The organism is Aminobacter aminovorans, from assembly GCF_900445235.1.
GTDB classification, from domain to species: domain Bacteria; phylum Pseudomonadota; class Alphaproteobacteria; order Rhizobiales; family Rhizobiaceae; genus Aminobacter; species Aminobacter aminovorans.
In genome coordinates, this window is record NZ_UFSM01000001.1 from 1,376,622 (window position 1) to 1,403,506 (window position 26,885).

The 26,885-nt window shown below is 62.1% G+C and carries 27 protein-coding genes; 17 read left to right on the plus strand and 10 right to left on the minus strand.

Translation table 11 applies throughout. The features are described 5' to 3' along the window. Positions 1-9 precede the first annotated feature (9 nt). Both DY201_RS06800 and DY201_RS06805 read left to right on the plus strand, forming a co-directional pair. Positions 10-888: a hypothetical protein gene (locus tag DY201_RS06800; protein ID WP_115730542.1), complete on the plus strand. Its 879-nt coding sequence runs from the start codon at positions 10-12 to the stop codon at positions 886-888. Between the two features lie 56 nt (positions 889-944). Further along, positions 945-1,736, plus strand: coding sequence for an outer membrane protein (locus DY201_RS06805; protein ID WP_131922324.1), 792 nt, complete (start codon positions 945-947; stop codon positions 1,734-1,736). A 76-nt stretch (positions 1,737-1,812) separates the two neighbouring features. Here DY201_RS06805 and DY201_RS06810 read toward each other — a convergent pair whose 3' ends face one another. Both DY201_RS06810 and DY201_RS06815 read right to left on the minus strand, forming a co-directional pair. Further along, positions 1,813-2,307, minus strand: a complete 495-nt coding sequence (locus DY201_RS06810) for a hypothetical protein (RefSeq protein WP_115730544.1) — start codon at positions 2,305-2,307, stop codon at positions 1,813-1,815. Between the two features lie 367 nt (positions 2,308-2,674). Then, a complete protein-coding gene (locus DY201_RS06815; RefSeq protein ID WP_115730545.1) occupies positions 2,675-2,998 on the minus strand; it encodes a hypothetical protein in 324 nt (107 codons plus the stop codon). A gap of 614 nt (positions 2,999-3,612) precedes the next feature. On the opposite strand from DY201_RS06815, the gene DY201_RS06820 reads away from it, so the two are divergent. The 8 genes from DY201_RS06820 to phoB all read left to right on the plus strand — a co-directional run bounded on the left by DY201_RS06820 (position 3,613) and on the right by phoB (position 13,752). Next, entirely contained in the window at positions 3,613-3,969 is a 357-nt protein-coding gene (locus tag DY201_RS06820) for a putative quinol monooxygenase (protein WP_115730546.1), read from the plus strand. A 245-nt stretch (positions 3,970-4,214) separates the two neighbouring features. Next, positions 4,215-7,160 carry a response regulator gene (locus DY201_RS06825; RefSeq protein WP_115730547.1) on the plus strand — a complete coding sequence of 982 codons (2,946 nt, stop codon included), beginning with the start codon at positions 4,215-4,217 and terminating at the stop codon, positions 7,158-7,160. Between the two features lie 291 nt (positions 7,161-7,451). Next, positions 7,452-8,489, plus strand: a complete 1,038-nt coding sequence (locus DY201_RS06830; protein WP_115730548.1) for a PstS family phosphate ABC transporter substrate-binding protein — start codon at positions 7,452-7,454, stop codon at positions 8,487-8,489. A gap of 102 nt (positions 8,490-8,591) precedes the next feature. Then, on the plus strand, positions 8,592-10,058 hold the full coding sequence (gene pstC / locus DY201_RS06835; protein WP_115730549.1) for a phosphate ABC transporter permease subunit PstC: 1,467 nt from the start codon (positions 8,592-8,594) through the stop codon (positions 10,056-10,058). Next, positions 10,055-11,371: a phosphate ABC transporter permease PstA gene (gene pstA / locus DY201_RS06840; protein ID WP_115730550.1), complete on the plus strand. Its 1,317-nt coding sequence runs from the start codon at positions 10,055-10,057 to the stop codon at positions 11,369-11,371. Before pstC ends, pstA begins: the two co-directional genes overlap by 4 nt. 24 nt (positions 11,372-11,395) lie before the next feature. Next, positions 11,396-12,220: a phosphate ABC transporter ATP-binding protein PstB gene (gene pstB / locus DY201_RS06845; protein ID WP_115733640.1), complete on the plus strand. Its 825-nt coding sequence runs from the start codon at positions 11,396-11,398 to the stop codon at positions 12,218-12,220. A gap of 39 nt (positions 12,221-12,259) precedes the next feature. Continuing rightward, positions 12,260-12,964 carry a phosphate signaling complex protein PhoU gene (phoU, locus tag DY201_RS06850; RefSeq protein ID WP_115730551.1) on the plus strand — a complete coding sequence of 235 codons (705 nt, stop codon included), beginning with the start codon at positions 12,260-12,262 and terminating at the stop codon, positions 12,962-12,964. A gap of 98 nt (positions 12,965-13,062) precedes the next feature. Then, entirely contained in the window at positions 13,063-13,752 is a 690-nt protein-coding gene (phoB, locus tag DY201_RS06855) for a phosphate regulon transcriptional regulator PhoB (protein WP_067957297.1), read from the plus strand. 29 nt (positions 13,753-13,781) lie between these two features. Here the strand turns inward: phoB and DY201_RS06860 are convergent, their stop codons facing one another. After that, the gene (locus tag DY201_RS06860; protein ID WP_115730552.1) at positions 13,782-15,023 is read right to left on the minus strand and encodes an ROK family protein; all 1,242 of its coding nucleotides are present in this window, start codon (positions 15,021-15,023) and stop codon (positions 13,782-13,784) included. A gap of 249 nt (positions 15,024-15,272) precedes the next feature. Between DY201_RS06860 and xylF the strand changes: the two genes are divergently transcribed. The 4 genes from xylF to DY201_RS06880 all read left to right on the plus strand — a co-directional run bounded on the left by xylF (position 15,273) and on the right by DY201_RS06880 (position 20,341). After that, positions 15,273-16,313 carry a D-xylose ABC transporter substrate-binding protein gene (gene xylF, locus DY201_RS06865; RefSeq protein WP_115730553.1) on the plus strand — a complete coding sequence of 347 codons (1,041 nt, stop codon included), beginning with the start codon at positions 15,273-15,275 and terminating at the stop codon, positions 16,311-16,313. A 143-nt stretch (positions 16,314-16,456) separates the two neighbouring features. Further along, a complete protein-coding gene (locus DY201_RS06870; protein ID WP_115730554.1) occupies positions 16,457-17,809 on the plus strand; it encodes a sugar ABC transporter permease in 1,353 nt (450 codons plus the stop codon). A gap of 21 nt (positions 17,810-17,830) precedes the next feature. Further along, the gene (locus DY201_RS06875) at positions 17,831-18,619 is read left to right on the plus strand and encodes an ATP-binding cassette domain-containing protein (protein ID WP_115730555.1); all 789 of its coding nucleotides are present in this window, start codon (positions 17,831-17,833) and stop codon (positions 18,617-18,619) included. A gap of 120 nt (positions 18,620-18,739) precedes the next feature. Continuing rightward, complete coding sequence (locus DY201_RS06880) at positions 18,740-20,341, plus strand: CHASE domain-containing protein (RefSeq protein WP_115733641.1); 1,602 nt, start codon at positions 18,740-18,742, stop codon at positions 20,339-20,341. A gap of 80 nt (positions 20,342-20,421) precedes the next feature. On the opposite strand, the gene DY201_RS06885 is transcribed toward DY201_RS06880, so the two are convergent. The 5 genes from DY201_RS06885 to DY201_RS06905 all read right to left on the minus strand — a co-directional run bounded on the left by DY201_RS06885 (position 20,422) and on the right by DY201_RS06905 (position 23,463). Beyond that, the gene (locus DY201_RS06885; RefSeq protein WP_067957313.1) at positions 20,422-20,667 is read right to left on the minus strand and encodes a YMGG-like glycine zipper-containing protein; all 246 of its coding nucleotides are present in this window, start codon (positions 20,665-20,667) and stop codon (positions 20,422-20,424) included. 160 nt (positions 20,668-20,827) lie between these two features. Further along, positions 20,828-21,148 carry a hypothetical protein gene (locus DY201_RS06890; RefSeq protein ID WP_115730556.1) on the minus strand — a complete coding sequence of 107 codons (321 nt, stop codon included), beginning with the start codon at positions 21,146-21,148 and terminating at the stop codon, positions 20,828-20,830. Between the two features lie 98 nt (positions 21,149-21,246). Beyond that, a complete protein-coding gene (locus DY201_RS06895; RefSeq protein WP_115730557.1) occupies positions 21,247-22,257 on the minus strand; it encodes a sensor histidine kinase in 1,011 nt (336 codons plus the stop codon). A gap of 171 nt (positions 22,258-22,428) precedes the next feature. Then, positions 22,429-22,593: a DUF1328 domain-containing protein gene (locus DY201_RS06900; protein WP_018429836.1), complete on the minus strand. Its 165-nt coding sequence runs from the start codon at positions 22,591-22,593 to the stop codon at positions 22,429-22,431. Positions 22,594-22,668: 75 nt separating this feature from the next. After that, positions 22,669-23,463 carry a response regulator gene (locus DY201_RS06905; protein ID WP_115730558.1) on the minus strand — a complete coding sequence of 265 codons (795 nt, stop codon included), beginning with the start codon at positions 23,461-23,463 and terminating at the stop codon, positions 22,669-22,671. Between the two features lie 187 nt (positions 23,464-23,650). Here DY201_RS06905 and DY201_RS06910 point away from each other — a divergent pair, with 187 nt between their 5' ends. Both DY201_RS06910 and DY201_RS06915 read left to right on the plus strand, forming a co-directional pair. Further along, positions 23,651-23,848, plus strand: a complete 198-nt coding sequence (locus DY201_RS06910) for a NepR family anti-sigma factor (protein ID WP_115730559.1) — start codon at positions 23,651-23,653, stop codon at positions 23,846-23,848. Between the two features lie 6 nt (positions 23,849-23,854). After that, positions 23,855-24,403: a sigma-70 family RNA polymerase sigma factor gene (locus tag DY201_RS06915; protein WP_115730560.1), complete on the plus strand. Its 549-nt coding sequence runs from the start codon at positions 23,855-23,857 to the stop codon at positions 24,401-24,403. Here DY201_RS06915 and DY201_RS06920 read toward each other — a convergent pair. After that, positions 24,389-24,772 carry a response regulator gene (locus DY201_RS06920; protein WP_115733642.1) on the minus strand — a complete coding sequence of 128 codons (384 nt, stop codon included), beginning with the start codon at positions 24,770-24,772 and terminating at the stop codon, positions 24,389-24,391. The two genes, DY201_RS06915 and DY201_RS06920, sit on opposite strands and share 15 nt — an antisense overlap. A 158-nt stretch (positions 24,773-24,930) precedes the next feature. On the opposite strand from DY201_RS06920, the gene DY201_RS06925 reads away from it, so the two are divergent. Then, positions 24,931-25,692 (plus strand): Crp/Fnr family transcriptional regulator, encoded by a 762-nt coding sequence (locus tag DY201_RS06925; RefSeq protein WP_115730561.1) that lies wholly within the window; start codon positions 24,931-24,933, stop codon positions 25,690-25,692. Positions 25,693-25,716: 24 nt separating this feature from the next. Here DY201_RS06925 and DY201_RS06930 read toward each other — a convergent pair whose 3' ends face one another. Beyond that, positions 25,717-26,829 carry an AI-2E family transporter gene (locus DY201_RS06930; protein WP_115730562.1) on the minus strand — a complete coding sequence of 371 codons (1,113 nt, stop codon included), beginning with the start codon at positions 26,827-26,829 and terminating at the stop codon, positions 25,717-25,719. Between the last annotated feature and the right edge of the window lie 56 nt (positions 26,830-26,885).

Sequence of the window (26,885 nt, forward strand, 5' to 3'; positions counted from 1 at the left end):
ACAGATCCAATGAGCCCCGCGCAATTGACGGCGCACCCGCTCTTTCCTCGCATTGACCAGCGCCTGGCTCTCCACCTGATCGCCATTCACGAGCAGACGCCAAGGCTGGCACGGCTCAAGGCCTCGCACCGCAAATGGCTGATGACCCAGTCGCTCTATGCGCTGACGCTCGAGCGCACCGAGGACGACCCTCACTCCGGCCTTTCGCAGTCTCGCCTGGTCGAAATCGCCACCAGCATCGGTGCGGTGAGCCACAACACGGCAAGGGCCTTTCTGCAGGAACTGCTGACCTACAAGTTTCTGACGGAGATACCCACTCCTCACGACAAGCGGCTGCGCCTGCTCGACACGACCGAGGCCAGCCGGAAAGCGATGACCGGTTGGTTCATGGGGCAGATGAGCTGCCTCGATGAACTGGACGATGGCGGCCGCCATGCCCGCTGTGCGGCTGACGGCAGGATATTCCGCGCGGCACAGCCGCGCGCCGCGCGCCGGCTCATCGAGAACCCGTTGTGGCGCTATCCAGCCGACAGCATCAATTCGTTCCTGCAGTCGGAACTGGGCGGGATGATCCTGCACGAAATCATCTCGCGCATAGACGACTTCACGCCGCGGGACGGCAAGGTGATCGTTGGACCCTCCAGCCTCGCCGAACTCGCGACGCGCTACTTCATCTCCGTCTCGAATTTGCGGAGGATGTTCAAAAAGGCGGAGACAAGCGGACTGATGGGCTGGGCGGCGGCATCGGACCAACGGGTACTGTGGTTGTCGGCAGCTTTTCTGAACGACTATTTGCTGTGGCAGGCGCAGAAATTCGCAGCCCTAGACGAGGCCTATTGCTGGGCGGTCCAGAACGTCGTCGGGGACGGCCACGCCGTCGCAGTCTGATCCAAACGCAATCGGACATTGCGGGCGGCAGGCAGGCTCACCAGATAGGACCAGATTTGGTCGTTTACCGGATGTGGAGCCAGCCCTTATCACGCGCTGCAGGGCGTGCAGCAGGCAGGTTTCAGGGCAACGAAAAGTTGCCGTGTTGTGCCCCTTCAATCCAGGGGTTCTTCATGAAAACAGTTCTTCTTGCTTCGACCTTTCTGTTTGCCGTTGCAGGCAGCGCCTTGGCTGCCGATGTGGTCGTCCACGAGCCGGCGCCTGTTACAGCGCCGGCTGGTTTTGTCTGGAACGGCGGTTATGTCGGCCTGCATGGCGGCTACGCCTGGCTCAATGGTACTGTGGATGTAGCTACCGCCGCACGGCCCTTTGATATCGATGGCTTCGACAACGGTTTGCTCGGCGTCCACGCAGGCTACAATTGGCAGCTGAATGGCAACTTCGTCGCCGGCGTCGAGGCCGACGTCTCCCACGCCTGGACCAAGCGCGATCTGGTCGTCCGTGTCAGCCTGCCCGATTTCCCGCCAATGAACGTTCCCGTCGAAGCCGGGACCAACTGGCAAGGTAGCGCACGTCTGCGCGCCGGCTATGCGATGGACCGCACACTGATCTTCGCGACCGGCGGCGTGGGCTTTGCCAACACCTATGTGAAGATGCAGGCATATGACGAAAGCAAGACGTTCCTCGGCTGGACCGTTGGCGCCGGCATCGAGCATGCGTTCACTGACAACTGGATCGGCCGCTTTGAATACCGCTATGCCGACTTTGGCTCCGAGACGTTTCCGGGGGACATCAAGATCGATCTCAATCAGCACACCCTGCGGGCCGGCATCAGCTACAAGTTCTGACCGCACTGCCTGAACGTCAAAGCCCGACCTCGTGCCGGGCTTTGACAACTCACAGGCTCGCAGTTCCGGCCAGAACCTACTCGTTTGGCAGGCTGCGGACGAATTCGACACCGTCGATAACGAGCAGGCGGGGTTCGGGTGCGGCGGCGATGCGTTGAACGCCGTCGCTGCAGGAAAATACCGGCCAGCCGCTATCGGCGCAGAGGATTTCGACGAACCAGTTGCCGAGCTGGTCCGTCAAGCTGATGCGCAAGGCGCCATCCTTGAGACGCCGTGCGTGAGAACCGTTGATCGCGGTCCAGGTCCACGGCCCGCCGAGAGGCGGCCGCGAGAACATGACGAAGGGATAGGTCCTGGGCGGCAGGTCTTCGTATTCGGTCGCCATGCGATAGCGCATCATCGCGGTGGTGTAGTCGGCGGCGATAGAAGGCCAGCGGGCATAAAGGATGCCAACGCCATGCTGATGTGGATCTACCAGCAACTGCCGGGCGCGGCTGTCTCCAGCCTGAACTGCCGTTGCCATGGCAGCGGCAGCGATGGCGGCAAGCAGCGTGGCGATGCGTCGCGACATGTGCCCGGGCCTTAGAGCCTGTCCCTGTTCGGAACGAGCGCCAATTTCTCGTTGGAGCGTGACCTTGCCTAGAAACCAGTTTCCCGGTTTTTCGGGAAAGAATCAGTTGCCTTCATTGTCGCCGCTTGCCGTAGCGGGATCAATGGCGAGACCAAAGCCGCAGACGAACCGTCAAAGGTCAGGATTGAACGGAAAAAATATCGGGAAATTTGAATCGAGGTGAAAGGCCCGAACACCCTATGCTCCGGGACCTCAGGGTGATGCCGAAGCCTGGTGACACGCGCCTCCGAGCCGGTGCCAAGGTCACACAGTCCCGAAAGCCGAATGCTTCCGGGCTATCAATTCGGGGTTGCAGTCCGCCTTTTCGTCAAGCGGCGGTTCTTGTCCTGAAACGGGGGATGCTTGCCAGCAGCAGATCCTTGTCACGTACGCCGCTACGATAAAGCTTGAGGAGCGTCCTCGCTATTTCGCTTGCCCATACGGAGCTCGGATCTTCGCCGCGTTCGTGGCAAATCTGGTCGAACACATGCTGAAGAAGCGCGAGATCCCTGGGATAAATCGGGGAGTTAGGCTGGGTGAAAAGTACGTGCTCCATAGTCTTCTCCCATATGGTGCTTGTTTTTTGTCTTATGCTCTGCTGCTGATTTTTTGCCTGCTTGCTGTCACGGTCAGCAAAGCTGATCGCGATCAATAACTAAATCCCCGTTCATGCCCGTGGGTATAGAACGAAGATAGAGTTCAGCATCGTCACGTATGTGGAAGCATCTGCCGCAGGCGATCGCATCAATATGCCTCCCTGAGGCAAAGGTTGCATGCTGGCGTGGGTCATTTCAGGGCGGAAATTCTGCTCTACAACCTGTGTGATGTCGAGTCACTCTGGGTTGCAACGGAGTTGCAGGAAAAGCTGCCAGGAAACAGGCGAAAGGGCCCGCCAGGAGGGGAACGGCAGGCCCTTTCTGGGCGTGGCTGAAAGGAAAAGACCACACCCGGTGTGCCTGAACGCAACTCTCCGGGGCGGAAATTGGTTCCCCCCAAGCGGGCTTACCTTACATCAGGACATCTACAGTGATCGTTTGGCTTCACCATTTGTTCACCATCAACTCCGCACCATTCACCTGCGCAATGTATCGAGTGCGCGTCTTTGGCAACGCCCGGCGGGCTGCACAACCCTTCGCCCGCCGGTGCGCCTCAAGGCCCCCGCCATGGCCTTCCCAATGCTGCCGTCATGACTTAGCCTGACCTCACCGCCGCTGTCCGGGCAGCCGGACCGCGGGATCGAAGGAAAGGCATACGCTCTTGGCTGAAATGACCATCATCGTCGAATTCGAGACTGTGGACGGGGCGGAGGAGCAGTTCCTGGACCTGATCTCGGAACATGCCCGCGCCACGCTGCAGGAGGAGCCGGGCTGCCTGCGCTTCGAGGTCATCAAGCCGGTGGAGCGTGACGGCACGCCGATCGCCAACAAGGTGATGGTCAACGAGCTTTATGCCGACGACTCAGCAGTTGCCGCGCATGAGCGTAACCCGCGCATGTCTGACGTGCAGGCGGCACTTTCGCCCCTGCTCAAGTCGCGCCGGCTGATCCTGGCGCGATCGCTCGGCCTCGTCGATCCCAATGGCGGCATGCGGCCGGAAGAGCTCAACGCCGCCAATGACGACTAGCGCAGAGGTCAGGGCCGTCTCGCGGTTGCAGTTGGTCGGTTTCCGGTCGCTCTGCAGTGACCCAACGTAAAGTAAGCTCAGTTCCGGCATAGTTCTTCGTGGGTTGTCACCTCGATTACATTGCAATCTGCTCATGTATGGCGCAGCGGCGTTAAGGTTAGTCAGTCGTTAATGCTTCTGCGGCAAGGTTTGTCGCGGCGGTCTGCGGGGGAAGCAGCATCGCTCCATGCATGCAGGGCTGACGGATGCGGAAAATTCTGGGCTCGGACGTCATCGATCCGACCGGCGAGCCGGCCAATGAGCGGGGGCTGACGACCGAGGCCGGCGATGCGCGGGCCCTGGACGATCTCAGCCTGCCTTATGCCGACCTCGAACGCACCATCGATTCGATGAACATGGGCGTGGTGCTGGTCGATGCCGGCCTCAACGTACAGTTCATCAACCAGGCCTTTTACGACATCTGGAAACTGACCGTCGGTCAGGTCGCCATGGGTTGCCCGTTCAGGGCGCTGATGGACATCAACCGCTACAGTGGCGTCTACGCCGTCGCCGACGGTGACTGGGAAAGCTACGTCGCATTGCGCCAGTCGGAAATTTCGGCCGGCGATGTCGCGCCGCGTGAGTTCCGCCGCGCTGACGGCTGCACCATGATCTATTCGGTCACCGCCCTATCCGGCGGCAAGCGGCTGGTTTCATATTACGACGTCAGCGAGATGAAGCGGCGAGAGGTCGAGGCGGTCGAGGCTCGGCACCGGCTGGCCGAAGTGCTCGAATCGCTGCCGGCGGGCGTCATCATCTACGACCGCGACGACCGTTTCGTGCTTGCCAACCGCAAGCTCAAGAGCGCCTTGCCGGCACTCCATGACGTACTCACCGAAGGCCGCACGCTGCGCGACAGCATGGTGGCAGCGCAGCGCTCGGGCTATTTCCGCGACACCAGCGACGACGATCTTGATGCGCTGTATGACGCCGACCCCGATGCCTGGGTAGAGGGCATGGTCGAGCGCTACCACACCAGCCAGGCGGTACGGGAACGGCGCAATCCCGATGGGCGCTGGTACCAGATTTTCGACCAGAGGCTGGCCGACGGCACATTCATCGGCGTGCGCGTCGACATCACCGAACTCAAGCAGCGCGAACGCGCGTTGCAGGATTCGATGCGGGAGAACGAAGTGTTCCGCAGCCTGATCGACAACGTTCCGGTGTCGATCTACGCCAAGCATGACGATCTCAGGCTGATGTATGTCAACCAGGGCTGGTGTGAGCTGACCGGCTATTCCAAAGAGGAAGCGATCGGGAAGACCGACCTGGAGATCTTTGGCCCGGAAGGCGAACCCTTCATGGAGGCCGACCGCGAGGTCATGCGCCGCGGCACGACTGTCGAAATCGAAGAGACGGCAACATGCGCCGACGGCATGGTGCGCCACCAGTTCGCGCGCAAGAGCGCTATGGTGGCCTCGGACGGCTCGCTCTACCTGATCGGCTCGACGACCAACATCACCGAGCTCAAGCAGCGCGAGGCGGAGCTGGAGGAAGCGCAACGCCGGGCTGTGCTGGCCGACCGTGCCAAGTCAGAATTCCTGGCCAATATGAGCCATGAAATCCGCACGCCGATGAACGGCGTGCTCGGCATGGCCGAGCTTCTGGCGAAATCCGACCTCGACCCCAAGCAGAAGACCTTCACCGACATCATCGTCAAATCGGGCAATGCGCTGCTGACGATCATCAACGACATCCTCGACTTCTCGAAGATCGATGCCGGACAGCTGGTTCTCGATCCGATCCCGTTCAACCTGTCGGAGGCGATCGAGGACGTCGCCACGCTGATGTCGACGCGGGCCAAGGAGAAGGACCTCGAGCTGATCGTCAGGATGCAGCCCGATCTCCGGCACCTCTATGTCGGCGACGTCGGCCGTATCAGGCAGATCATCACCAACCTGCTCGGCAATGCGGTGAAGTTCACCGATTCCGGCCATGTGCTGGTCGACGTCACAGGACGTAGCGATGGCGATAAGACCAAGCTGCATGTCGCGGTGACCGATACCGGCATCGGCATCCCTGAGGCCAAGCTCAAGCTGGTGTTCGAGAAGTTCAGCCAGGTCGATGCGTCGTCGACGCGCCGGCACGAGGGCACCGGTCTTGGCCTCGCCATCACCTCGCGCCTCGTCGACATGATGGGCGGCGAGATCGGTGTGGAAAGCGGCGAGGGCGCCGGCTCGACCTTCTGGTTCACGCTGACGCTGCCCAATGCCGGACGGCTGGAGACGCGGCCGGCGGCACTGATCGACGTCACCGGGGCGCGCGTTTTGATCGTCGACGACAATGCGGTCAACCGCACGATCCTGACCGAGCAGATGCTGTCGTGGGGATTCGATTCCTGTGCAGCCAAGAGCGGTGCCGAGGGGCTGCAGGTGCTCCAGGCAGCTCAGGCGATGGGCATCAACGTCGACTGCATCGTGCTCGACTACCAGATGCCCGGCATGACCGGCGCCGAGATGGCGCGGATCGTCAGGAAATCGCCGACGCTGTCCGAAACGCCAATCGTCATGCTGACTTCGGTCGACCAATCGCTTTCGGGGCCAACGCACCGTGACCTTGCCATCGATGCCCAGCTGATCAAGCCGGCGCGCTCGTCGGCGCTGTTGGAGGCGCTCGTCGCGGCAATCCAGCGCAAGCGGGCACCCACCCTTACGCCGGCACAGATGGCCGATGCGCAGGTGCCAACTAAGCTTCCGAGCGGCCCCTTGCCGCAAGCAACCCGCCTGCGCGGCGGCCAGCGGCCGGGCGGCGATGGCGGGCTCGACATTCTCGTTGCCGAAGACAACGAGGTGAACCAGATGGTGTTCAGCCAGATTCTGGCCGAGACCGAGCTCAGCTTCGAGATCGTCGGCAACGGCCGGCGGGCGGTCGCCGCCTATGGCGAGCGCCGTCCGAGGATGATCCTGATGGACGTGTCGATGCCGGAGATGAACGGGCTCGAAGCGACGAGTGAAATCCGCAAGCTCGAACGCGGCACCGGCATGCGCGTGCCAATCATCGGCGTCACCGCCCACGCCCTCAAGGGCGACAAGGAGCGCTGCCTCGAAGCCGGCATGGACGATTACCTGCCCAAGCCGATCAGCCCACGCGCGCTCTTGGAAAAGATCGAGCGCTGGTCGTGGCAGGACGAGGAACGCCGCGGCGCCGTCTGATCCGAAGCCGGGACACGCCTTCCGGTAGGCTCTCAAAGACTGTGGAAATGTGACAGTCTGTGGTGGCAAAGACTGCCCTGCCGTTGGGTAGGCGGCTTGATTTCGTTTCCTGCCTGTTGTTTGCCTCGCGCCGGCAAAGGACCGAGGAAACGACCCCTTCAGCGCCAAGCACTGCAACCGTTACAGGGGTGACACGAAACTGTCATGCAACTGTAATAGAGGGGGGCTATTGGCTCACCGGGCGCCGAGGAATGGCGTCATACGAGATACCTCCAACAGGAGCAGGCCCCAATGAAAAAAGCTCTTCTCACTGCGTCGGCTGCTGCCTTCGCGATCGCAGCCTCGGTAGGCTATGCCTCGGCCCGCGACCAGATCCAGGTTGCCGGTTCCTCGACCGTTCTGCCTTATGCAAAGATCGTCGCCGAGCAGTTCGGTGAAACCTTCACCAACTTCAAGACCCCGGTCGTTGAATCGGGCGGTTCGGGCGCGGGCATCAAGGAATTCTGCAAGGGCGTCGGCGAGAACACCATCGACATCGCCAACTCCTCGCGTCCGATCAAGAAGGACGAACTTCAGTCCTGCGTCGACGCCGGCGTCAAGGAAGTCCAGGAAGTGAAGATCGGCTATGACGGCATCGTCTTCGCGACCGACGTCAAGGGCCCGGACTGGGCGCTGACGCCTGAGGACATCTATAAGGCGCTTGCCGCCAAGATCGCTGTTGACGGCAAGCTGGTGGACAATCCGAACACCAAGTGGAACCAGGTCAACCCGAACCTGCCCGATTGGGACATCGCTGCCTACATCCCAGGCGAAAAGCACGGCACCCGCGAAGTCTTTGAAGAAAAGCTCCTGATCGCCGGCTGCAAGAAGCTCGGCGGCGTTGAAGCCGGCAAGGCTTCGGGCCTCGACGACAAGGCTGCGGAAGCCGCCTGCAAGGCCGTGCGCAAGGACGGCAAGGCTGTCGACATCGACGGCGACTACTCCGAGACTCTCGCCCGCATCGATAGCAACAAGACCGGCGTCGGCGTGTTCGGCCTGGCCTTCTACGAAAACAACGCCGACAAACTGAAGGTCGCCACTGTCGGCGGCATCACGCCTTCGGTCGAGACCATCGCCAAGGGCGAATATCCGGTGTCGCGTCCGCTGTTCTTCTACGTCAAGAAGGCACATCTCGGCGTCGTTCCCGGCCTGAAGGAATATGTCGAGTTCTTCCTCGACGACCAGATGGTCGGCCCGGAAAGCCCCCTTGCCGACTACGGCTTGGTTGCTGCTCCGGATGCAGAGCGCGCTGCACAGCGCGAAGCCTTCGGCGCCGGCAAGACCATGTAATCAGTGAACTGCCACGGGGCGGCGGAAAAATCCGCCGCCCCGTGGAATATTCCGCCGACTGTCCCGTTCGGCACAGAGAACCGAATTCACCGAGGCCGGCCCATGTCATTCCTGCTTGTCTTCGCCATCGTACTCGCAATCGGACTGGCGGCCTTCGTGGCCGGCCGGCAAAGGGCGCGTGCGCAGGATGATGGAACGGTCAAGCCGCACTCGCGTGCGCACTATCACGGCTGGTGGGCGTTCCTGACTGGCGTCGTTCCGGCCGTTTTGTTTCTCGCCGCCTGGGATATCGGCGCGAGTGCCTATCTCAACAGCCATATCCATTCGTCCCTGCCGGCCGATGTCGCCGAGGGCACCGTCGCGCATGAAGATCTGGCCGCCGGCCTTGTCAAGAGCCTCGCCAACGGGTTGCGCAAGCTCGACGGCCAGACGCTCGGCGCGCTGCCTTCGAGCTTCGCCGAGCTGCAGCCGATGCTCGCAGCAAAGGGCGTGGCGCTGGCGCCCGACACGCAGGACTACATGATCCCGATCGCCACGGACGCCAACCGCGTCTCCGATCGTCTCGGCATGATCTCCGCCGTCGTTTCGGTCGGCCTCGCCCTGATCGGTGTCGGTTACGGCTTGAAGGGCATAAGCCCCCGCGCCAGGGCGCGCAACAATGTCGAGAAGGTGATGCTGTGGAGCCTGCTCGGCGCCTCGACGCTCGCCATCCTGACGACGATCGGCATCGTGCTGTCGATGCTGTTCCAGACCATCGCCTTCTTCGAGAAGGTGCCGCTGAGCAACTTCTTCTTCGGCACCGTGTGGGACCCGCGTTTCGCCGCCGCCGGTGCAGGCGCCAGCGAAGGCCAGTTCGGCCTGATCCCGCTGCTCGCCGGCACGCTCTACATCGCTTTTGTGGCACTGCTCGTCGCTGTGCCGATCGGCCTGATGTCGGCGGTCTATATGTCGGAATACGCAGCCCCCAAGGTGCGCGCGGTTGTCAAGCCGGCACTCGAGTTGCTCGCCGGCATCCCGACCATCGTCTACGGTATTTTCGCGCTCGTCACGCTCGGACCCTTCCTGCGCGACATCAGCGCAGCCCTGACCGGCGGCACCCCGTTCATCCAGGCGCAGTCGATCCTGACCGCCGGCCTGGTGATGGGGGTGATGCTGATCCCGGTCGTCTCGTCGCTCTCCGACGACATCATTACCGCCGTGCCGCGCGCCATGCGTGACGGCTCGCTCGGCCTTGGCGCTACGCGCTCGGAAACGATCAAGCGCGTCATCCTCCCAGCCGCCTTGCCAGGCATCGTCGGTGCCATCCTGCTCACCGCCTCGCGCGCCATCGGCGAAACGATGATCGTGGTGCTGGCGGCCGGCGTCGCGGCGAACCTTACGCTCAATCCTTTCGAGGCGATGACCACCATCACGGTCAAGATCGTCAACCAGCTGACCGGCGACCTTGAGTTCAATACGCCGCAGACACTGGTGGCCTTCGCGCTCGGCATCACGCTGTTCGCGCTGACGCTGGTGATGAACATCGTCGCCCTTTACATCGTCCGGAAGTACCGGGAGCAGTACGAATGACCGATATTTCGCTCGACACGCTGACCGCCTCGGCTGCCCGTCCGCGCCGCGACATTGGCCTCAAGAAACGCTACGCCGCCGAACGCCGCTTTCGCCTCTATGGCGTGCTGGCGATCGCCATAGGACTGGCCTTCCTGGCTGTGATGCTGACCTCGATCGTCTCAAAGGGCTACACCGCCTTCTGGCAGACGACGGTGACACTGCCGATCAACTTCGACGAGAAGGTCATCGACCCGTCCAACAAGCGGGCGACCGACCCGAACGTGCTGATCACGGCTAACTATCCCAAGCTTGCCGAGACTGCGCTGATCGAGAAGCTCGGCATCGACGCCAACGACAAGGCCGAGATACGCAAGCTCAAGGGCTTCCTGTCCGACAGCTCGCGTGTCCAGCTCAGGGCGATCGTCGCCGCCGACCCGTCGGTGATCGGCACGACGCGCAATGTCGACATCCTCGCCGCCGCAAATCTCGACTCGGCCTTCAAGGGCCAGATCGACCTCGAGGTTCCGGAAAGCCGCCGCAAGGTGTCGGACCAGCAGGTCGAGTGGATGAACAAGCTCAAGGCCGAAGGTGTCATGGCCGAGCACTTCAACACCGGCCTGTTCAGCTACGGCGCGTCGAGCCGGCCTGAAACCTCGGGTGTCGGCGTCGCCCTCATCGGTTCGTTCTACATGATGGTGATCGTGCTGCTTCTGGCACTGCCGATCGGCGTGGCCGCCTCGATCTACCTCGAGGAATTCGCCAAGAAGAGCCGCTTCACCGACCTGATCGAGGTCAACATCAACAACCTCGCCGCCGTGCCGTCGATCGTCTTCGGTCTTCTGGGCCTGGCTGTGTTCATCAACTTCCTCGGGCTGCCGCGCTCTGCGTCCTTCGTCGGCGGCCTGGTGCTGACGCTGATGACGCTGCCGACCATCATCATCGCGACGCGTGCAGCCCTTGCCGCCGTGCCGCCGTCGATCCGCTCGGCAGCACTCGGCCTCGGTGCCTCGAAGATGCAGATGGTGTTCCAGCACATCCTGCCGCTGGCCGCCCCGGGCATCCTGACCGGCACGATCATCGGCCTGGCGCGTGCGCTCGGCGAGACCGCACCGCTGCTGTTGATCGGCATGGTAGCCTTCGTCGCCGACTATCCCAAGACGCCTTTCGACCCGGCGACGGCACTGCCGGTGCAGATCTATATGTGGGCGAACGAGGCCGAGCGCGCCTTTGTCGAGCGCATGTCGGGCGCCATCATCATCCTTCTGATCTTCCTCATGGCGATGAACATCGTCGCCATCGTCCTGCGCCGCCGCTTTGAGCGCCGCTGGTAGGGCATGGACAAGGAGCATCCTGCTATGAACATCATGACCGAAAAATCCCTCGACGACGCGGTGAACGCTGAGATGAACGCCAGAACGAACGAAATCATCAAGATGCGCGGCGACAAGGTGACAGTGCACTATGGCGACAAGCAAGCGCTGTTCGGCGTCGACCTCGATGTCCGCCAGAACCAGGTGACGGCACTGATCGGCCCGTCGGGGTGTGGCAAGTCGACATTCCTGCGCTGCCTCAACCGGATGAACGACACCATCGACAGCGCCAGCGTCGGCGGCAAGATCACTCTCGACAACGAAGACATCTACGATCCCAAGATCGACGTGGTCGAACTGCGTGCCCGTGTCGGCATGGTGTTCCAGAAGCCGAACCCGTTCCCGAAGTCGATCTACGAAAATGTCGCTTATGGCCCGCGTATCCATGGCCTTGCCAAGAACAAGGCCGAGCTCGACATTATCGTTGAGAAGAGCCTGCAGAAAGCCGCCCTGTGGAACGAGGCCAAGGACCGCCTCAACGAGCCAGGCACTGGCCTGTCGGGCGGCCAGCAGCAGCGGCTGTGCATCGCGCGCGCCATCGCCGTCTCCCCCGAGGTGATCCTGATGGACGAGCCCTGCTCGGCGCTCGATCCGATCGCTACCGCGAAGGTCGAAGAGCTGATCGACGAACTGCGCGAGAACTACACGATCGTCATCGTCACCCACTCGATGCAGCAGGCGGCACGCGTGTCGCAGCGTACGGCGATGTTCCATCTCGGCTATCTCGTCGAGGAAGGCCCGACCGACAAGATGTTCACCAACCCCGACGACAAGCGGACGCAGGACTACATTACCGGCCGCTTCGGCTGAGTGAGTTTGCGCCGCCGCACACGAGACGAGGAAGAAATCATGGGCGAACATACAGTCCGGTCCTTTGACGAGGAACTCCAGCACGTCGACCAGCTCATCCGCGACATGGGCGATCTCGCCGGCGCGATGGTGGCAGGCGCCATCCGCGCGCTTCTGTCGTCCGACCAGGCGCTGGCGCAGAACGTCGTTGCCGATGACACGATCATGGATGCCAAGCAGCGCGATCTCGACAATTCGGCGATCACGCTGATCGCCAAGCGCCAGCCGATGGCGCAGGACCTGCGCGCCGTCGTCGGCGCAATCCGCATGGCGGGCGATCTCGAGCGCATCGGCGACCTTGCCAAGAACATCGCCAAGCGTGTAGGCGCCGTCGGCCAGTCGCCGACGCCGCGCAACCTCTCGCATTCGATCGACGCGATGGCGCAACTGGTGCTCGGCCAGGTTCGCGGCGTCGTCGATCTCTATGTCGCGCGCCAGGCCGAGGGCCTGAAGGATCTGCGCGCCGACGACCAGAAGATCGACATCCAGTACACCGCCGTGTTCCGCGAACTCCTGACCTACATGATGGAAGATCCGCGCAACATCACGGCCTGCACGCATCTGCTGTTCTGCGCCAAGAATCTCGAGCGTATCGGCGACCATGTCACCAACATCGCCGAGAACGCCTATTTCGTCGTGACAGGTACGCAGCTGCCGCTGAACCGGCCCAAGGTCGACGAGACCACGACGACGGTTCCGGCCTGAGCATTTCCGCAACCGCATGCGTTTGGCGCGGGGGCGCTGCATAGGTTAAATCAGCGTATGGTCCGGAAGCGACCATGCGCCAGGACAAGGTATAGCCGATGATCGCTCCCAAGGTCATGGTCGTCGAAGACGAAGAGCCGCTGGGCGTGCTGCTTCGCTACAATCTCGAATCCGAAGGTTACCAGGTCGAGGTCGTCACGCGTGGCGACGAGGCCGAGATCCGGCTCCAGGAAAACGTGCCCGATCTTCTGGTGCTCGACTGGATGGTGCCGGCGCTGTCAGGCATCGAACTGTGCCGCCGGCTCAGGATGCGGCCAGACACCGAACGCCTGCCGATCATCATGCTGACCGCGCGCGGCGAAGAGAGCGACCGCGTGCGCGGGCTTTCGACCGGCGCCGACGACTATCTGGTCAAACCGTTCTCGACGCCGGAGTTCATGGCGCGCGTCAAGGCGCTGCTTCGCCGGGCCAAGCCCGAGGTGCTGTCGTCGGTGCTCAAGGTCGGCGACATCATGCTCGACCGCGAGTCGCATCGGGTCTACCGCAAGAAGAGCGAGATCAAGCTCGGCCCGACCGAGTTCCGCCTGCTCGAATTCATGATGCGGCATCCGGGCCGGGTGTTCTCACGCAGCCAGTTGCTCGACAATGTCTGGGGCGAGACGATCTACATCGACGAGCGCACCGTCGACGTCCATGTCGGACGCCTGCGCAAGGCGGTCAACAACGGCCGCATGCCCGACGTGATCCGCACCATCCGCGGTGCCGGCTACGCGATCCGCGAAGACTAGAGACCACGCCTTGTCCGTTTCGCCCCAGGCTAGGCGCCGTCGGTATCGGCGCGGCGTGGGGCGGTGCCTGCGGCAAAGATCTCCTGATCGACGGCAAGCAGGGCGCGCATCATCGCGCCTTCCCGCTTGAGCGGAACCTCGTTGGGTTCGGTGTCGAACGAGATCGCTTTCGAGTGCAGCCCGCCTGCCGTCTTGGCGATGGCTGCGCGTACATGCGGCTCCATGATGTCGAAGGCCGTTGCGCCGACGCCGACGAAGGCGAGGGGGGCGGGGTCGAACAAGGCGAACATCGAGCCTAAACCGAAGCCGATCGCCTCACCGGCCTTGCGGAAGGCCTCGCGCTCGGGACCGTCATGGTCGCGGGCGGCGTCGGCAATCGCTCTGATGTCGTCGTCGGACAGGTCGGCCAGAGGCTCGGCATTCTCGTCGCCAATTCTGGCGTTGCGCCAGATGGCGTAGTTGCCGGCATAAGCCTCGATGCAGCCGCGGCGGCCGCAGCGGCAGAGCGCGCCGTCCGGTCGGTGGACCATGTGGCCGAACTCTGCGCCCGACGATTGCGTGCCGGTAAACAGCTCGCCCTTGACGACCAGGCCCATGCCGATGCCGTGCGACAGAAGGATGGCGATGAAATCGTCGCGATAGCGCACCGGGTCGCGCCAACGCAGCGCTTCGGCGATCATGTTGCAATCGTTTTCGACCGACACCGGTACGCCGAATTCCTTCTCGAACCGGTCGGCGAAAGGCAGGTCGTCATGCTCGGTGATCGGCGACCACAACAGCTTGCGCGAAGCGGCATCGGTGATGCCCTGGACAGCCATGGCGATGCGCAGCACCGGCCCGCCGGAAGCAGCAGCATCGTCGATCAGGCGGCGGATCATGGCGCTGCACTCGTCGAGCAATGCCTCCGCGGTCATCTTCTGGGTCACCAGCCGCTTCGTTTCCTCTGCGGTCGTGTTGCCGGCATAGTCGATGACGGCGGCCGACAGGCTGTTGAGCGAGAGCACGATGGCAACGATCGACGCGGCATTGGGTTCGAGCATCAGCCCAACCTGCGGCCGGCCCCGCTTCATCGAAACCGGCTCGCTGACCTTGGCTTCAGCAAGGATGCCTTCCGATATGAGATCGGAGGAAATCGTCGAGATCGTCGAGTGGCTGAGGCCGGTGGTGGCGGCGATTTCGGTGCGCGACGGCTGGCTGGCACGGCGAACAGCGGATATAACCATGGCGCGGTTGCGCCGTCTCAGATCGTCGTGACGTATGCCGACCGACATGTGCTCGTCTTCCTCCCGGCGAAGCGCTGCCCTTCTTAAGCGGCAGTCCCTTACGCGCCAAGCGATTGTGACAGAGCCCACGCCAATTGTCTCTATTTATTTCGATCCTCGAAAAAAATAGAGATCCCACGCGAAACCATGTTGACAGTGACGGGCCATTGCGTCAGTATTTTTTCGAGGCTCGAAAAAAAGAGCTTCTCCAAGGGCTATCGCGAAGTAGGCGCGCCCATTGGGCGCAGGGAGGAAATAATGAAAAAGTTTACCACCGCCATCCTGGCGGGTGTTGCCATGACTCTGTCGCTTACGGCAGGGGCTTCGGCAAAGGACAAGGTCATCGGTGTCTCCTGGTCGAACTTCCAGGAAGAGCGCTGGAAGACCGATGAAGCCGCCATGAAGGCCGCCATCGAGGCCGCCGGCGACAAGTACATTTCGGCTGACGCGCAGTCGTCGCCGGCCAAGCAGCTGACCGACGTCGAGAGCCTGATCTCGCAGGGCGCCAACGCCCTGATCATCCTCGCTCAGGACGCCTCGGCCATCGGACCGGCCGTCGACAAGGCCGTCGCCGAAGGCATTCCTGTTGTCGGCTACGACCGCCTGATCGAGAACAAGGACGCGTTCTACCTGACCTTCGACAACAAGGAAGTCGGACGCATGCAGGCCAAGGGCGTGTTCGCCGCCAAGCCTGAAGGCAACTACGTCTTCATCAAGGGCAGCGGTGCAGATCCGAACGCCGACTTCCTGTTCGCCGGCCAGATGGAAGTGCTCAAGGAAGCCGTCGACGCCGGCAAGATCAAGAATGTCGGCGAAGCTTATACTGACGGCTGGCTGCCGGCCAACGCCCAGAAGAACATGGAGCAGTTCCTCACCGCCAACGACAACAAGATCGATGCGGTCGTGGCTTCTAACGACGGTACCGCCGGCGGCGCCATCGCAGCGCTCCAGGCACAGGGCCTTGCCGGCTCGGTGCCGGTTTCCGGCCAGGACGGCGACCATGCCGCGCTGAACCGCATCGCGCTCGGCACCCAGACCGTTTCGGTCTGGAAGGATGCGCGCGAACTCGGCAAGAGCGCGGCCGAAATCGCCTCGCAGCTCGCCGATGGCAAGAAGATGGAAGAGATCGCCAACGTCACCAAGTTCAAGACGCCTGGTGGCCTCGAGCTCAACTCGGTCTTCCTGACGCCGGTTGCGATCACCAAGGACAATCTCAACGTCGTCATCGACGCCGGTTGGGTTGGCAAGGACGTCGTCTGCCAGGGCGTGGCAGCGGGTTCGGTCGCAGCCTGCAACTAACATCGGCCGAGTCCGACAGGAGAAGCGCCGCGGTTCAATGACCGCGGCGTTTTCCCAAAACGCCCGCTTCATGACATGGCATATTGACCCTATCATGCGCACACCGGCCGCCGCGAAGACGGCTGTTCGGTCGGGAGGTAACTATGACAGACACGACTTCCAACGTGCCGGCGGACCGCGCGCGAACGACGGAGCTCAGCCCGATCGGGCGTTTCCTCAAGGCAACCGAGATCGATACGCGCATGCTCGGCATGATCGGCGCGCTGTTGCTGATCTGGGTAGGGTTGCAGGTGATTTCGAGCCTGCGCCTCGGCGTCAACCCGTTCGATTTCGACAGCCGCACCTTTCTGACCGCACGCAACCTGTGGAACCTGTCGGTGCAGGCGTCGGCCGTTGCGATCATGGCGACCGGCATGGTGCTGGTCATCGTGATGCGCAACATCGACCTGTCGGTCGGCTCGGCCGAAGGCCTGATCGGCATGGTCATGGGCTTTGCCCAGGTGCACTTCCTTGTCAAAGCCATCGGTCTCGAACTCGGTAATCCGTGGATCTGGGCATTGGCACTCGTCATCGGCATCACACTCGGCTTGCTGATCGGCGCGCTGCAGGGTTTCGTCATCGCCTATATGGAGGTTCCTGCCTTCATCGTGACGCTGGGCGGACTGCTGGTCTGGCGCGGCGCAGCCTGGTGGGTGACCTCAGGCCAGACGATTGCGCCGCTCGATGCGACCTTCCAGCTCATGGGCGGTGGTCCGCAGGGCGCCATCGGTGCGACATGGAGCTGGATCGTTGGTCTCGTTGCATGCCTGGCAGTGGTGTTGCTGCTGCTGCGTGGCCGCCAGCAACGCAAGCGCTTCAAGTTCCCGCTGCGGCCGCTCTGGGCCGAGGCATTTCTCGGCACTGTTACCTGCGGCGTCATCCTCGGTGCAATCTGGATTGCAAATTCCTACCCGTGGCCGATCGGCATCGTGCGCCGCTATGCCGAGGCCAACGGCATCACCGTTCCCGAAGGTGGGCTGTTCATCGCCCATGGCATTGCCATTCCCGTGCTGATCGCTGTGGCCGTGGGCATCGTCATGACCTTCGTCACCAACCGCACCCGCTTCGGTCGTTATGTCTTCGCCATCGGCGGCAATCCCGAGGCGGCCAACCTGGCCGGCATCAACACGCGCTGGATCACCATGAAGGTGTTCATGATCATGGGCGTGTTGGCAGCGATCAGCGCCGCTGTCTCCAGTGCGCGCCTGAACTCCGCCACCAATTCGCTAGGCACGCTGGACGAACTGCTGGTCATCGCGGCAGCCGTCATCGGCGGCACCTCGCTCGCAGGCGGCTCCGGCACCGTTGCTGGTGCCATGCTGGGTGCCCTTTTGATGCAGTCGCTGCAGTCGGGCATGGTGCTGCTCAACATCGACACGCCGTTGCAGAACATCGTCGTCGGCTTGGTGCTGGTCGTGGCCGTCTGGCTCGACACGCTCTACCGCAAGCGCGTCTAACGAAAACCGGGAGCCAAGATCATGGAACAGACCCGTATCCCGCTCGTCGACCTCAAGAACATCTCCATCGCCTTTGGTGGCATCCGCGCCGTCGACGACGCCTCGGTCGATCTCTACCCAGGCGAAGTTGTGGCGCTCCTCGGCCACAATGGTGCCGGCAAGTCGACGCTGATCAAGATCCTGTCGGGCGCCTACAAGCGCGACACCGGCACGATCATGGTCCGCGGGGAGGAGGCATCGATCTCCAACCCGCGCGACGCCAAGAAATACGGCATCGAGACGATCTACCAGACATTGGCTTTGGCCGACAATGTCGATGCCGCCGCCAACCTCTTCCTCGGCCGCGAGATCATGACCGCCTATGGCACGCTGGACGATGTCGCCATGGAGGCCGAGGCGCGCAAGGTGATGGGCCGGCTCAACCCGCGCTTCCAGCGCTTCAAGGAGCCGGTCAGCAAGCTGTCGGGCGGCCAGCGCCAGTCGGTAGCGATCGCCCGCGCCATCCTGTTCAACGCCCGCATCCTGATCATGGACGAGCCGACGGCTGCCCTTGGGCCGCAGGAGACGGCGCAGGTCGGCGAACTGGTCAAGCAGCTCAAGGCTGACGGCATAGGCATCTTCCTCATCAGCCACGACATCCACGACGTGTTCGATCTCGCCGACCGCGTCTGCGTGATGAAGAACGGCCAGGTCGTGGGCACTGCCCGCACTCAGGACGTGACCAAGGACGAGGTGTTGGGCATGATCATTCTCGGCAAGTGCCCGCCTGGCGCTACGCCGGGACCGGGAGCGATGCAGATCGCCGCCTGAACAGGTCTTTTGCCGGCTCAGCCAGACCGCACGTCTGGCTCAATGCACGATCGCGAAAAGCAGTTTCACCTTTGCGCGATCGTGCTTTAATGGTGCGTGGGTGACGCGAGCCAGCCGGAATTGAGAAAGTACTTCCCCAGTCTGATCTTTATTGCCGTGACCCTCGTCAGCCTGACGATGGCCGGTCTCGTCTATCTGGCGACCGTGGAGGCGGCGCGGATCAAGTTCCAGTCGGTCGCCGACGACGCGCTCAACCGCATTGAGGGCAGGCTGGAATTCGACCTTGCCCTGCTGCATGCGACGCAAGCGATGTTCGTCGCTCAAAAGGGCCATCTTTCCCGCGACCAGTTCCGCGACTATTTCGCTTCGCTCGATGCCGAGAAGAATTTCCCCAGCCTGCGCGGCATAGGCTTCCTCCGGCTGATCGAGACCAGTCAGAGCGAGACGGTCACGCGCGAACTGAACGACGGCTACGGCATTGAGCGGGCGCTGTTTCCTGAGACGCCGCTGAATTGGCGGACGCCCATCGTGCTGTTCGAACCGATGAGCAAGGCCAGCCTCGATGCGATGGGCTATGATATGGCCACCGACCCGCTGCGCCGGCTCGCGATCGAATCGGCGATGACGGCTCAGGGTGAACCCAAAGCGACGGGCAGGGTGCTGCTCGGCCAGGGCGACAACGAAAAGCAGCCCGGGATCCTGGTATTTTCGCGCGTCGACCGCCCGGCGGCAGAAGGTCCGGCGCCCGCCGGTTTTCTCTATGTCGCCTTCCGCACGTCGGAGCTGTTCCAGGCAGCGCTCGGCAAGGCGCCGCTGCTGCCGGTGGCGGTGGAGGTTTTCGACGGGACCATGGGCGACGACACGCTTTTGTTCCGGTCACAGGTGCCGCCTGATCCCAGCTATGGCAACGAGTTCTCGGTGACGCGCGAGGCCAATGTCGCTGGCCGCAAGTGGACCGTCAATTTCAGGCCGAGCACAGCGTTCGCGCCGCCATCACCGCGTGCCGCGCCGCTGATGCTCGGGGTTTTCGGTCTGGTGCTCGCGGGTGCCATCGCGCTTGTCGCGCGCTATCAGCAGCGCGCCTATGAGGCCGCGGCGCAGTTGCACGAAACGACCGAGAAGAGCCTGCTGGAAAAGGACCTGATGCTTCAGGAGATGAAGCATCGCATCAAGAACTCGATCGCCCGCGTGCTGGCGATGGCGCGACAGACCGCGGCGCATTCCGAGAACATCAATGATTTCTCGTCGTCCTTCTCGGCGCGACTTCAGGCAATGGCGGCATCGCAGGACATGCTGACGCGCTCGCGCTGGCAAAAGGCCGATCTCGAGGAATTGCTGCGCATCGAGTTGGGCCAAGTGTTCGGCAAGGAATTGCCGGAGGACATGATGAATGGTCCGACGGTCGAACTGGACGAGACGACGACGCAGGCACTTGGTCTGACTTTCCATGAGCTTGCCACCAACGCGCTGAAATATGGCGACGGCGACAACTCGGTTGGTGGACTGAAGGTGAACTGGCGCCTGAACGGCCAGGGCAGAAAACGGCGGCTGGTGCTCAACTGGGCCGAACGCAATGGCAATGGCGTTTCGGAGCCCGAGAGGACCGGCTTTGGCACCAAGCTTATAGACATGAACATTACCCGCGAACTCGATGGCAAGATCATGCGTCGCTACGCCAAGGACGGACTGCGGGTGGAGATCGACATACCCTATGGCGGCTGAGTGCATCAGCGGCGGCAAGAATGCCAAAGAAAAACCCGGCGATGGCCAGAGCCATCGCCGGGTTTTGTCTGCAAAGCCGTTCAGCGGCAGCGTGCGGTATAGATCTGGCCGCGGCTGTTGCGGTATTCGCAGTAGCCATTGCGCAGGTTACGGACCAGCAGGCCCGAGGCCGCGCCGACGGCACCGCCGATAAGAGCGCCGCGGCCGCCGCCGATCAGCGCGCCAGCCACAGCACCCACGCCCGTGCCGGTCGCAACGTCGCGCTCGGTCGTCGTGCAGCCTGAGATTGCAACGACGGCTGCAACGACAAGGATAAGCTTCTTCATGTGGTCAGTCCTCTCACTTTAACATCGCCCGGTGAATACTTAGCGTATCAGTCTAAAAATCGGAATCGTTTTTCCGCTCGCCGCGTCAATTCAACGGCTTAGCGTATCCGCATGATGTCGGCTCCTTGGCCTGGGGGCGGCGGCTGGATACGCTGCCGCATCAATGGAGAAGGACCGGCTTGCCGGTGGTGTCACCCGATGCCACGACGACGCTGGAAACGGTCAGAGACGCCTCGAGCGTGCCGTTGGGCAACACATTCCAGGTCAACTGGTCGTAATCCTCCTCGAGTGCTGGGTCGACCTCCAGGCACTTGGCAAAAGTGCGCTTGTCGCGCGACGTGAATGCGGTCAGAACCTTGGGCAATTCGGCCTGGCAAGCGTCATAGGCCTCGAACAGCGGCGCAGGCGCCGGAGTCTCGCGGCATCCCGAAAAATCCTGCGAGCAGGAAACGACCAACAGAAATGCTGCGATGTGTTCCATGACAAACCACCTCGACCAAGAAACGGCGAGTGGGCGGCAAAAGTTCCGTGCTCCAATCGAGCTAAACCATTTGAATCTCGAGTATCAGCTGCGGATGGCTATTCCTGGTCGATTTCGAAGTTCGCACGGGGCATGACGAGGCGGTATTGCACCCTGTCGACGCCGATTTGCAGTTCAGCATTGCCGTTCAACGCCGCCGGGACGACGCGTTCAAGTGCTACCGAGCCGAAGCGCTTCTTGCGCGTCGACGCATCGGCGATCGGGTCGATTGCTTCCGACCAATAGAGGGCCATTTGCTCCTCGCCGTCGGGGCCTGAAGTCTTGCTGGCTGTCACCTCGACGTGGCCGTCGGCGCGGGATAGCGCGCCAAAGCTCACCGAGTTGACTGCCAACTCGTGCACCGCAAGGCCGATATGCAGCGCGGCATTGGGAGTGAGGTACGGGTCCTCGCCCAAGATGCGCACCGTGTGCTCGGTGTCGCTGTTGTAGCGTTTGACCTGACCGATGACCAGTTCGCGAAAACCGGCGCCGCGCCAGTTGGACGAGGTGACGAGATCCTGCGACGAGGCCAGCGACTGCAGCCGGCCGCGAAAGCGCTCGAGGAAGACGTCGATGGAGCCGGAATAGTGGCCGGTCTGACTGGCAATGCTCTGGATGATGGCGAGCAGGTTCTTGGAGCGGTGGCTGACTTCGCGCAACAGCGCTTTCAGCGTTTGCTCGCGCCGCTTCTGCTCGGTCGTTTCGATGACCGTGACCACGACACCCTGGACCTGGCCGCTGGGCGAATGGTCGGCATCGATGCAGACGTCGTACCAGCGCATGCCGGCAGAGTTGTCGGCGATGCTGACCTCAAGCCCATCCGAATTGCCGGTGGCAAGGACGTTCTTCTTTGCGGCCACGAGGCGGTCGGCCTGCTGTTGCGGCAAAGAGTTGCCTGCGCCGGGTTGTTCTTCCAGCACTTCGGCCCAAGGCGGCTGCAGGTTGTGCGACCATACAGTGTGCAGCGTGTGATCCTGGTAGAGCACGGCTATGCCCGCATTGCGGGAGACGTGGAGAAGGGCGGCGTTCAGTCGTGAGGTCTGTCCCATGGATGATGAGGGATTGGCCATGCGACGAGAGCCTTTGCGCTTCTCATTAAGGGTCCGCCGAGTGATTTCGGCAGGATCCAAATGGGACCGCCGGGCAACGCTTCAAAAGTGATGCGCTACCCGGCGGCGCTGGATTCCGACTGAGGGGGCCGGCTTCCAGTCTCGGGTTGGTTCTTCATATTGGCAGCGTCATCATGCTCGCCTGAACAAGCCAGCGATGAGGGAGATGACAAGAAACGCCAGGAAAATGAAGAACAAGATTTGCGCGATGCCGGCAGATGTTCCGGCGATACCGCCGAAGCCGAGGGCGCCGGCAATAATCGCGACGACGAGGAATACTAGCGCCCAATACAGCATGATCTATCTCCTTCAAATGACGAACGAAAAACGTACCGCCCCAAGGTTGGTTCCCTGAGGCGGTGCTAAAAAGCCCTATGCCGCAGCTTTCGCCTGTCTGTCAAAGAACAGGGCCTGACTGATCAGCGCCTTGACCATGTCAGGATTGAACGGCTTAGTGACGAGGAAAGCGGGCTCAGGGCGCTCTCCGGTCAGCAGACGTTCCGGGAAGGCAGTGATGAAGATCACCGGCAGCGATGCCGACGACAACATCTCGTTGACGGCGTCGATGCCGGAGCTGCCATCGGCGAGCTGGATGTCGGCCAGGATCATCTTGGGATGTGTCCGCTTGAACAAGGCCATCGCTTCAGAACGTGTGCGGGCGGTGCCGACAACGCGATGGCCAAGGCTTTCAACCATCTCTTCGATGTCCATGGCGATCAGCGGTTCGTCTTCGATGATCAGGATGTCGGTCGCGACCTGACGCGAGATTTCCCCGCTCGCCTCCTGAAGGAGCTTGGTGAACTCTGCCTCGTCGGCGTCGAGCACCTCGGCGGCCTCGGCTTCATTGAAACCTTCGACGGCAACCAGGAGGAAGGCCTGGCGTGGGCGCGGCGAAAGCGCGGAAAGATTGGCCGCGGCGCGCTTTTCCCAGGCAAGGCTTGGGCCATCCTGGGGCACACGGATGGAGACTGACGTGAAAAGGCGGGCAAATATCTTGTAGAGCGCAATACGATCATTGGAAGCGGACGGGAACACGTCGATGTCGTCGATCAGTGCTTCGAGCATCGCAGCCACCAGTGCATCGCCGCTCTCCTGGGATCCTGCCACCGCGCGCGAGAAACGGCGGAGATAAGGCAGGTGGGGGGCGATTCTCGTGGATAGTGTCATGATTGACGTCTCCCTCATGTGACGTTGTTGTGAAGCGACACACAACGCTTGGTCTGTGCAAAAGTTCCTCTTTTGTGGAACCTATCCGCATTTGAGGAGTTTGGTGCAAAATTCGATAAACCGAAAAGGTTGTTGCGCGCCGTTTGGGGCGGGACGTCCGACGGGGCAAAAGGGCAAAGACAAGCATATGACAAGGCAGACAGGTGGCGCAGCCAGCGCCAGGCCGAACGGTCTTCGCGACGGTGAGCCTCTTGGGGCAAACTCCGAAATCGGCCGCAAGCTCAAGCAATATTACGATGAACTGGTGTCCGACGAGGTGCCGGATCGGTTTGCCCAGCTGCTCAGCCAGCTGGAGCAAGCCGAACCTGAGCAGCAGAAGGACTGACCGGGCATGGCAGCTTCCCTCGGTTTCAAGGGCGACTTGCTCGCGACCATTCCTGGCCTGCGCGCTTTCGCCATGTCGCTGTCGCAGAACGCCGACAGGGCCGACGACCTCGTCCAGGAAACGCTTGTCAAAGCGTGGGACAAGCAATCGAGCTTCCAGCCCGGTACCAACCTCAAGGCCTGGCTGTTCACCATCCTGCGCAACGAGTTTTATTCGCAGATGCGCAAGCGTGGACGCGAGGTGCAGGACAGCGAGGGCCTTTTGACAGCGCGCCTCGCCGTGCATCCGAGCCAGCATGGGCGACTCGATCTTGATGACTTCCGCAAGGCCCTGGAGCAATTGCCGGAAGACCAACGCGAGGCGATCATCCTGATCGGCGCGTCGGGTTTCTCCTATGAGGAAGCGGCGGAAATCTGCGGCTGTGCGGTCGGCACCATCAAGAGCCGCGTCAGTCGCGCCCGCAACAGGCTGCAGGAGATACTCGATATCTCCGGCGAGGCCGATTACGGCCCCGATGCGATCGCGGCTCAGGTGATGGGATCAACTGTCGGCTGAGCGCGCGCGCTTGCGAATACTTTCGGCAACGGCCTCGATGAGGTCGGCGCCGGCATAAGGCTTGCTCACCAAGGCGACCCCGGGGAAGCCGGCAAAAATCTCGTCAAGCTCGTCATAGCCTGAGGCGAAGACGAACGGCACGCCGGCCGCCTCCAGGGAGCGCGCGAAATCGAAGGTCGGCTCGCCGCCGAGCATCACGTCGATGATGGCGGCATCATAGGGCACAGAGACCGCGCGCGCTTCGCGAAGATTGCCGGCGATGGCGACCTCTCCGGCGCCATGGTCCCTGCAAAGCTGCTCGACGTCGAGCGCGATCAGCGCCTCGTCTTCGAGCACAAGTATACGCAGTCCTGAAAGCGGGCTCGACACGTCGCGGGGCACTCCATGAATCGAAGCCGAACATGACGGCAGTCGTGCCTGCTGTCATTTAAAAAAGACATGCTGCGTCATAGTCGCAACCTTTGGCACGCGGGCGAGGTACCATCGCCTTGTCGAGGGCGTTGCCGATCACATCTCTGGAGGATTTCATGACCGAACAGGGCTTTGCGACGGACACCGTGCGGCAGGTTTCGTGCGAGAAGTGTCCGCTCAGGCTGTTGCCGACCTTCAGGGCATTCGAAAATGACGAACTGGCTTTCGTCAGCAGCTTCAAACGTGGCGAACTGTCTGTCGACAAGGGCGCGACGCTGCTTTCCGAAGGCAGCAACAGCGCACACCTCTACACCGTCCTGGCGGGATGGGGGTTTCGCTACAAGCTGCTGGAGGATGGCCGCCGCCAGATCCTCAATTACGTTCTGCCAGGCGACATGATCGGCCTGCAGGGCAGCCTGATGGGCGAGATGCAGCATTCAGTGGAAGCGCTGTCGCCGATGCTGCTGTGCATGTTCGAGCGCGACCGGCTGATGGAGCTGTATCGCGGCTATCCGGGGTTGGCCTATGACATCACCTGGATCGCATCGCGCGAGGAACGCATGCTCGATGAAAACCTGTTGAGCGTCGGGCGCCGGTCGGCACTGGAGCGCGCTGCCTATCTTCTCGCCTTCATCGCCAGCAGGGCGCAGAAGGTTGGAATGGACGGTACAGGCAAAGTGGAAATTCCGATCACCCAGCAGCACGTTGCCGACACCCTCGGCCTGTCGCTTGTTCACACCAACAAGACGATCCGCAAGCTGATCGACCGCAAGCTCGTGCAGTGGCGCGATGGCGGCTGCAAGGTGCTCGACATCAAGGGTTTGATGGCGCTCGCCAACTGGAGCGGCCTCGACGAAGGTGTCCGTCCATTGCTGTGAACTGCGATCTTTCTGCTTTCGCGGCTAGCGCTCATATTGCCGGTCGAGCTCGTCGACGCCCCAGTTCACGCCGGGCAGCACGTTGCGGATGATGGCATAGCCGACGAGCAAGGCCGGGATGGCGATGAAGCCGCCGATGGCACCCCACAGCCAGATCCAGAATGCGAGGGCGAGCAGCACAACGAACGGATTGAGCGTCATAGTCCTGCCGATGACCAGTGGCGTGACGAACTGGCCCTCGATGGTGTTGACGCCGAGGTAAAGTGCCACCGGCAGCAGGCTGGTGGCCAAGGTGTCGAATTCGGTCAGTCCGACCGCAAACAGGATCGCCACCATGACCAGCGGGCCGACGAAGGGCACGAAGTTGGTGACGATGGCGAGGGCGCCCCACAGCGGTGCCGAGGGAACGCCTAGCAGGTGAAGCCCGACGCCGACCGTGACGCCCTCGGCGAGATTGATGACGGTGATCGACAGCAGATATTGTGAGACCAGCCGTTCGACGTCGCGGAAGATATGGGCGACGCGCCAGCGTAGGCGACGGTTGAAGCAGATCCTGAGGATGGCAATCCGGGTCTGGTCGCGCGTGGCGACAAAGAAATAGAGGCTGGCGAAAAACAACAGCACCTGGGCGATGACGGCCGGCGCCAGCGTCGCCATGGTCTCGACACCCATGCCCTCATCAACCGAGACGGACACGCCTTCGCCGCCGGTGACCTGTCGCAGCTGGTCGCGCATGCTCTTGAAGGTTTCGAGCGGACCCTTGAGGTCGGACAACTGCGTGGCGAGCTGGGACCATATCTGCGGCAGGCGCTGGAGCCAGAAGCTGAGCGGGGAGCTTACCAGAAGCGCAAAGACGCAGACCGAGCCGATGAACAGTAAAACGACGATTGCCGCCGACAGTGCGGACGGCACATTGAAGCGCTCGAGCCGCGAGGCAAGCGGACCGAGCATCAGGCCGATGACGATGCCGAGACCGATCGGCGTGAGGATGAATTCGCCGGCATGGAGGGCAAAGACGGTAACTACGATGCCGATGAAAATGATCGATACCTGTGCGCCGCGTGTGAGGAGTATCTCGAAGTTGGATTTTGGCGGCAGGCGCACCGTCGGTGCCTTTTTGATGGTGCGGTTCGACATCGACGATTTTTCCAGCTGGATCAGACTGGCAAAACGTCCGGCGACAGGCGATGGTT

Excerpts from the sequence above, each read along its gene's own strand:
- DY201_RS06800 (WP_115730542.1), top strand. The coding sequence starts at position 10 with ATGAGCCCCGCGCAATTGACGGCGCACCCGCTCTTTCCTCGCATTGAC.
- DY201_RS06810 (WP_115730544.1), bottom strand. The coding sequence starts at position 2,307 with ATGTCGCGACGCATCGCCACGCTGCTTGCCGCCATCGCTGCCGCTGCC.
- DY201_RS06820 (WP_115730546.1), top strand. The coding sequence starts at position 3,613 with ATGACCATCATCGTCGAATTCGAGACTGTGGACGGGGCGGAGGAGCAG.
- DY201_RS06825 (WP_115730547.1), top strand. The coding sequence starts at position 4,215 with ATGCGGAAAATTCTGGGCTCGGACGTCATCGATCCGACCGGCGAGCCG.
- DY201_RS06830 (WP_115730548.1), top strand. The coding sequence starts at position 7,452 with ATGAAAAAAGCTCTTCTCACTGCGTCGGCTGCTGCCTTCGCGATCGCA.
- pstC (WP_115730549.1), top strand. The coding sequence starts at position 8,592 with ATGTCATTCCTGCTTGTCTTCGCCATCGTACTCGCAATCGGACTGGCG.
- pstA (WP_115730550.1), top strand. The coding sequence starts at position 10,055 with ATGACCGATATTTCGCTCGACACGCTGACCGCCTCGGCTGCCCGTCCG.
- pstB (WP_115733640.1), top strand. The coding sequence starts at position 11,396 with ATGAACATCATGACCGAAAAATCCCTCGACGACGCGGTGAACGCTGAG.
- phoU (WP_115730551.1), top strand. The coding sequence starts at position 12,260 with ATGGGCGAACATACAGTCCGGTCCTTTGACGAGGAACTCCAGCACGTC.
- phoB (WP_067957297.1), top strand. The coding sequence starts at position 13,063 with ATGATCGCTCCCAAGGTCATGGTCGTCGAAGACGAAGAGCCGCTGGGC.
- DY201_RS06860 (WP_115730552.1), bottom strand. The coding sequence starts at position 15,023 with ATGTCGGTCGGCATACGTCACGACGATCTGAGACGGCGCAACCGCGCC.
- xylF (WP_115730553.1), top strand. The coding sequence starts at position 15,273 with ATGAAAAAGTTTACCACCGCCATCCTGGCGGGTGTTGCCATGACTCTG.
- DY201_RS06870 (WP_115730554.1), top strand. The coding sequence starts at position 16,457 with ATGACAGACACGACTTCCAACGTGCCGGCGGACCGCGCGCGAACGACG.
- DY201_RS06875 (WP_115730555.1), top strand. The coding sequence starts at position 17,831 with ATGGAACAGACCCGTATCCCGCTCGTCGACCTCAAGAACATCTCCATC.
- DY201_RS06885 (WP_067957313.1), bottom strand. The coding sequence starts at position 20,667 with ATGAAGAAGCTTATCCTTGTCGTTGCAGCCGTCGTTGCAATCTCAGGC.
- DY201_RS06890 (WP_115730556.1), bottom strand. The coding sequence starts at position 21,148 with ATGGAACACATCGCAGCATTTCTGTTGGTCGTTTCCTGCTCGCAGGAT.
- DY201_RS06895 (WP_115730557.1), bottom strand. The coding sequence starts at position 22,257 with ATGGCCAATCCCTCATCATCCATGGGACAGACCTCACGACTGAACGCC.
- DY201_RS06900 (WP_018429836.1), bottom strand. The coding sequence starts at position 22,593 with ATGCTGTATTGGGCGCTAGTATTCCTCGTCGTCGCGATTATTGCCGGC.
- DY201_RS06905 (WP_115730558.1), bottom strand. The coding sequence starts at position 23,463 with ATGACACTATCCACGAGAATCGCCCCCCACCTGCCTTATCTCCGCCGT.
- DY201_RS06910 (WP_115730559.1), top strand. The coding sequence starts at position 23,651 with ATGACAAGGCAGACAGGTGGCGCAGCCAGCGCCAGGCCGAACGGTCTT.
- DY201_RS06915 (WP_115730560.1), top strand. The coding sequence starts at position 23,855 with ATGGCAGCTTCCCTCGGTTTCAAGGGCGACTTGCTCGCGACCATTCCT.
- DY201_RS06925 (WP_115730561.1), top strand. The coding sequence starts at position 24,931 with ATGACCGAACAGGGCTTTGCGACGGACACCGTGCGGCAGGTTTCGTGC.
- DY201_RS06930 (WP_115730562.1), bottom strand. The coding sequence starts at position 26,829 with ATGTCGAACCGCACCATCAAAAAGGCACCGACGGTGCGCCTGCCGCCA.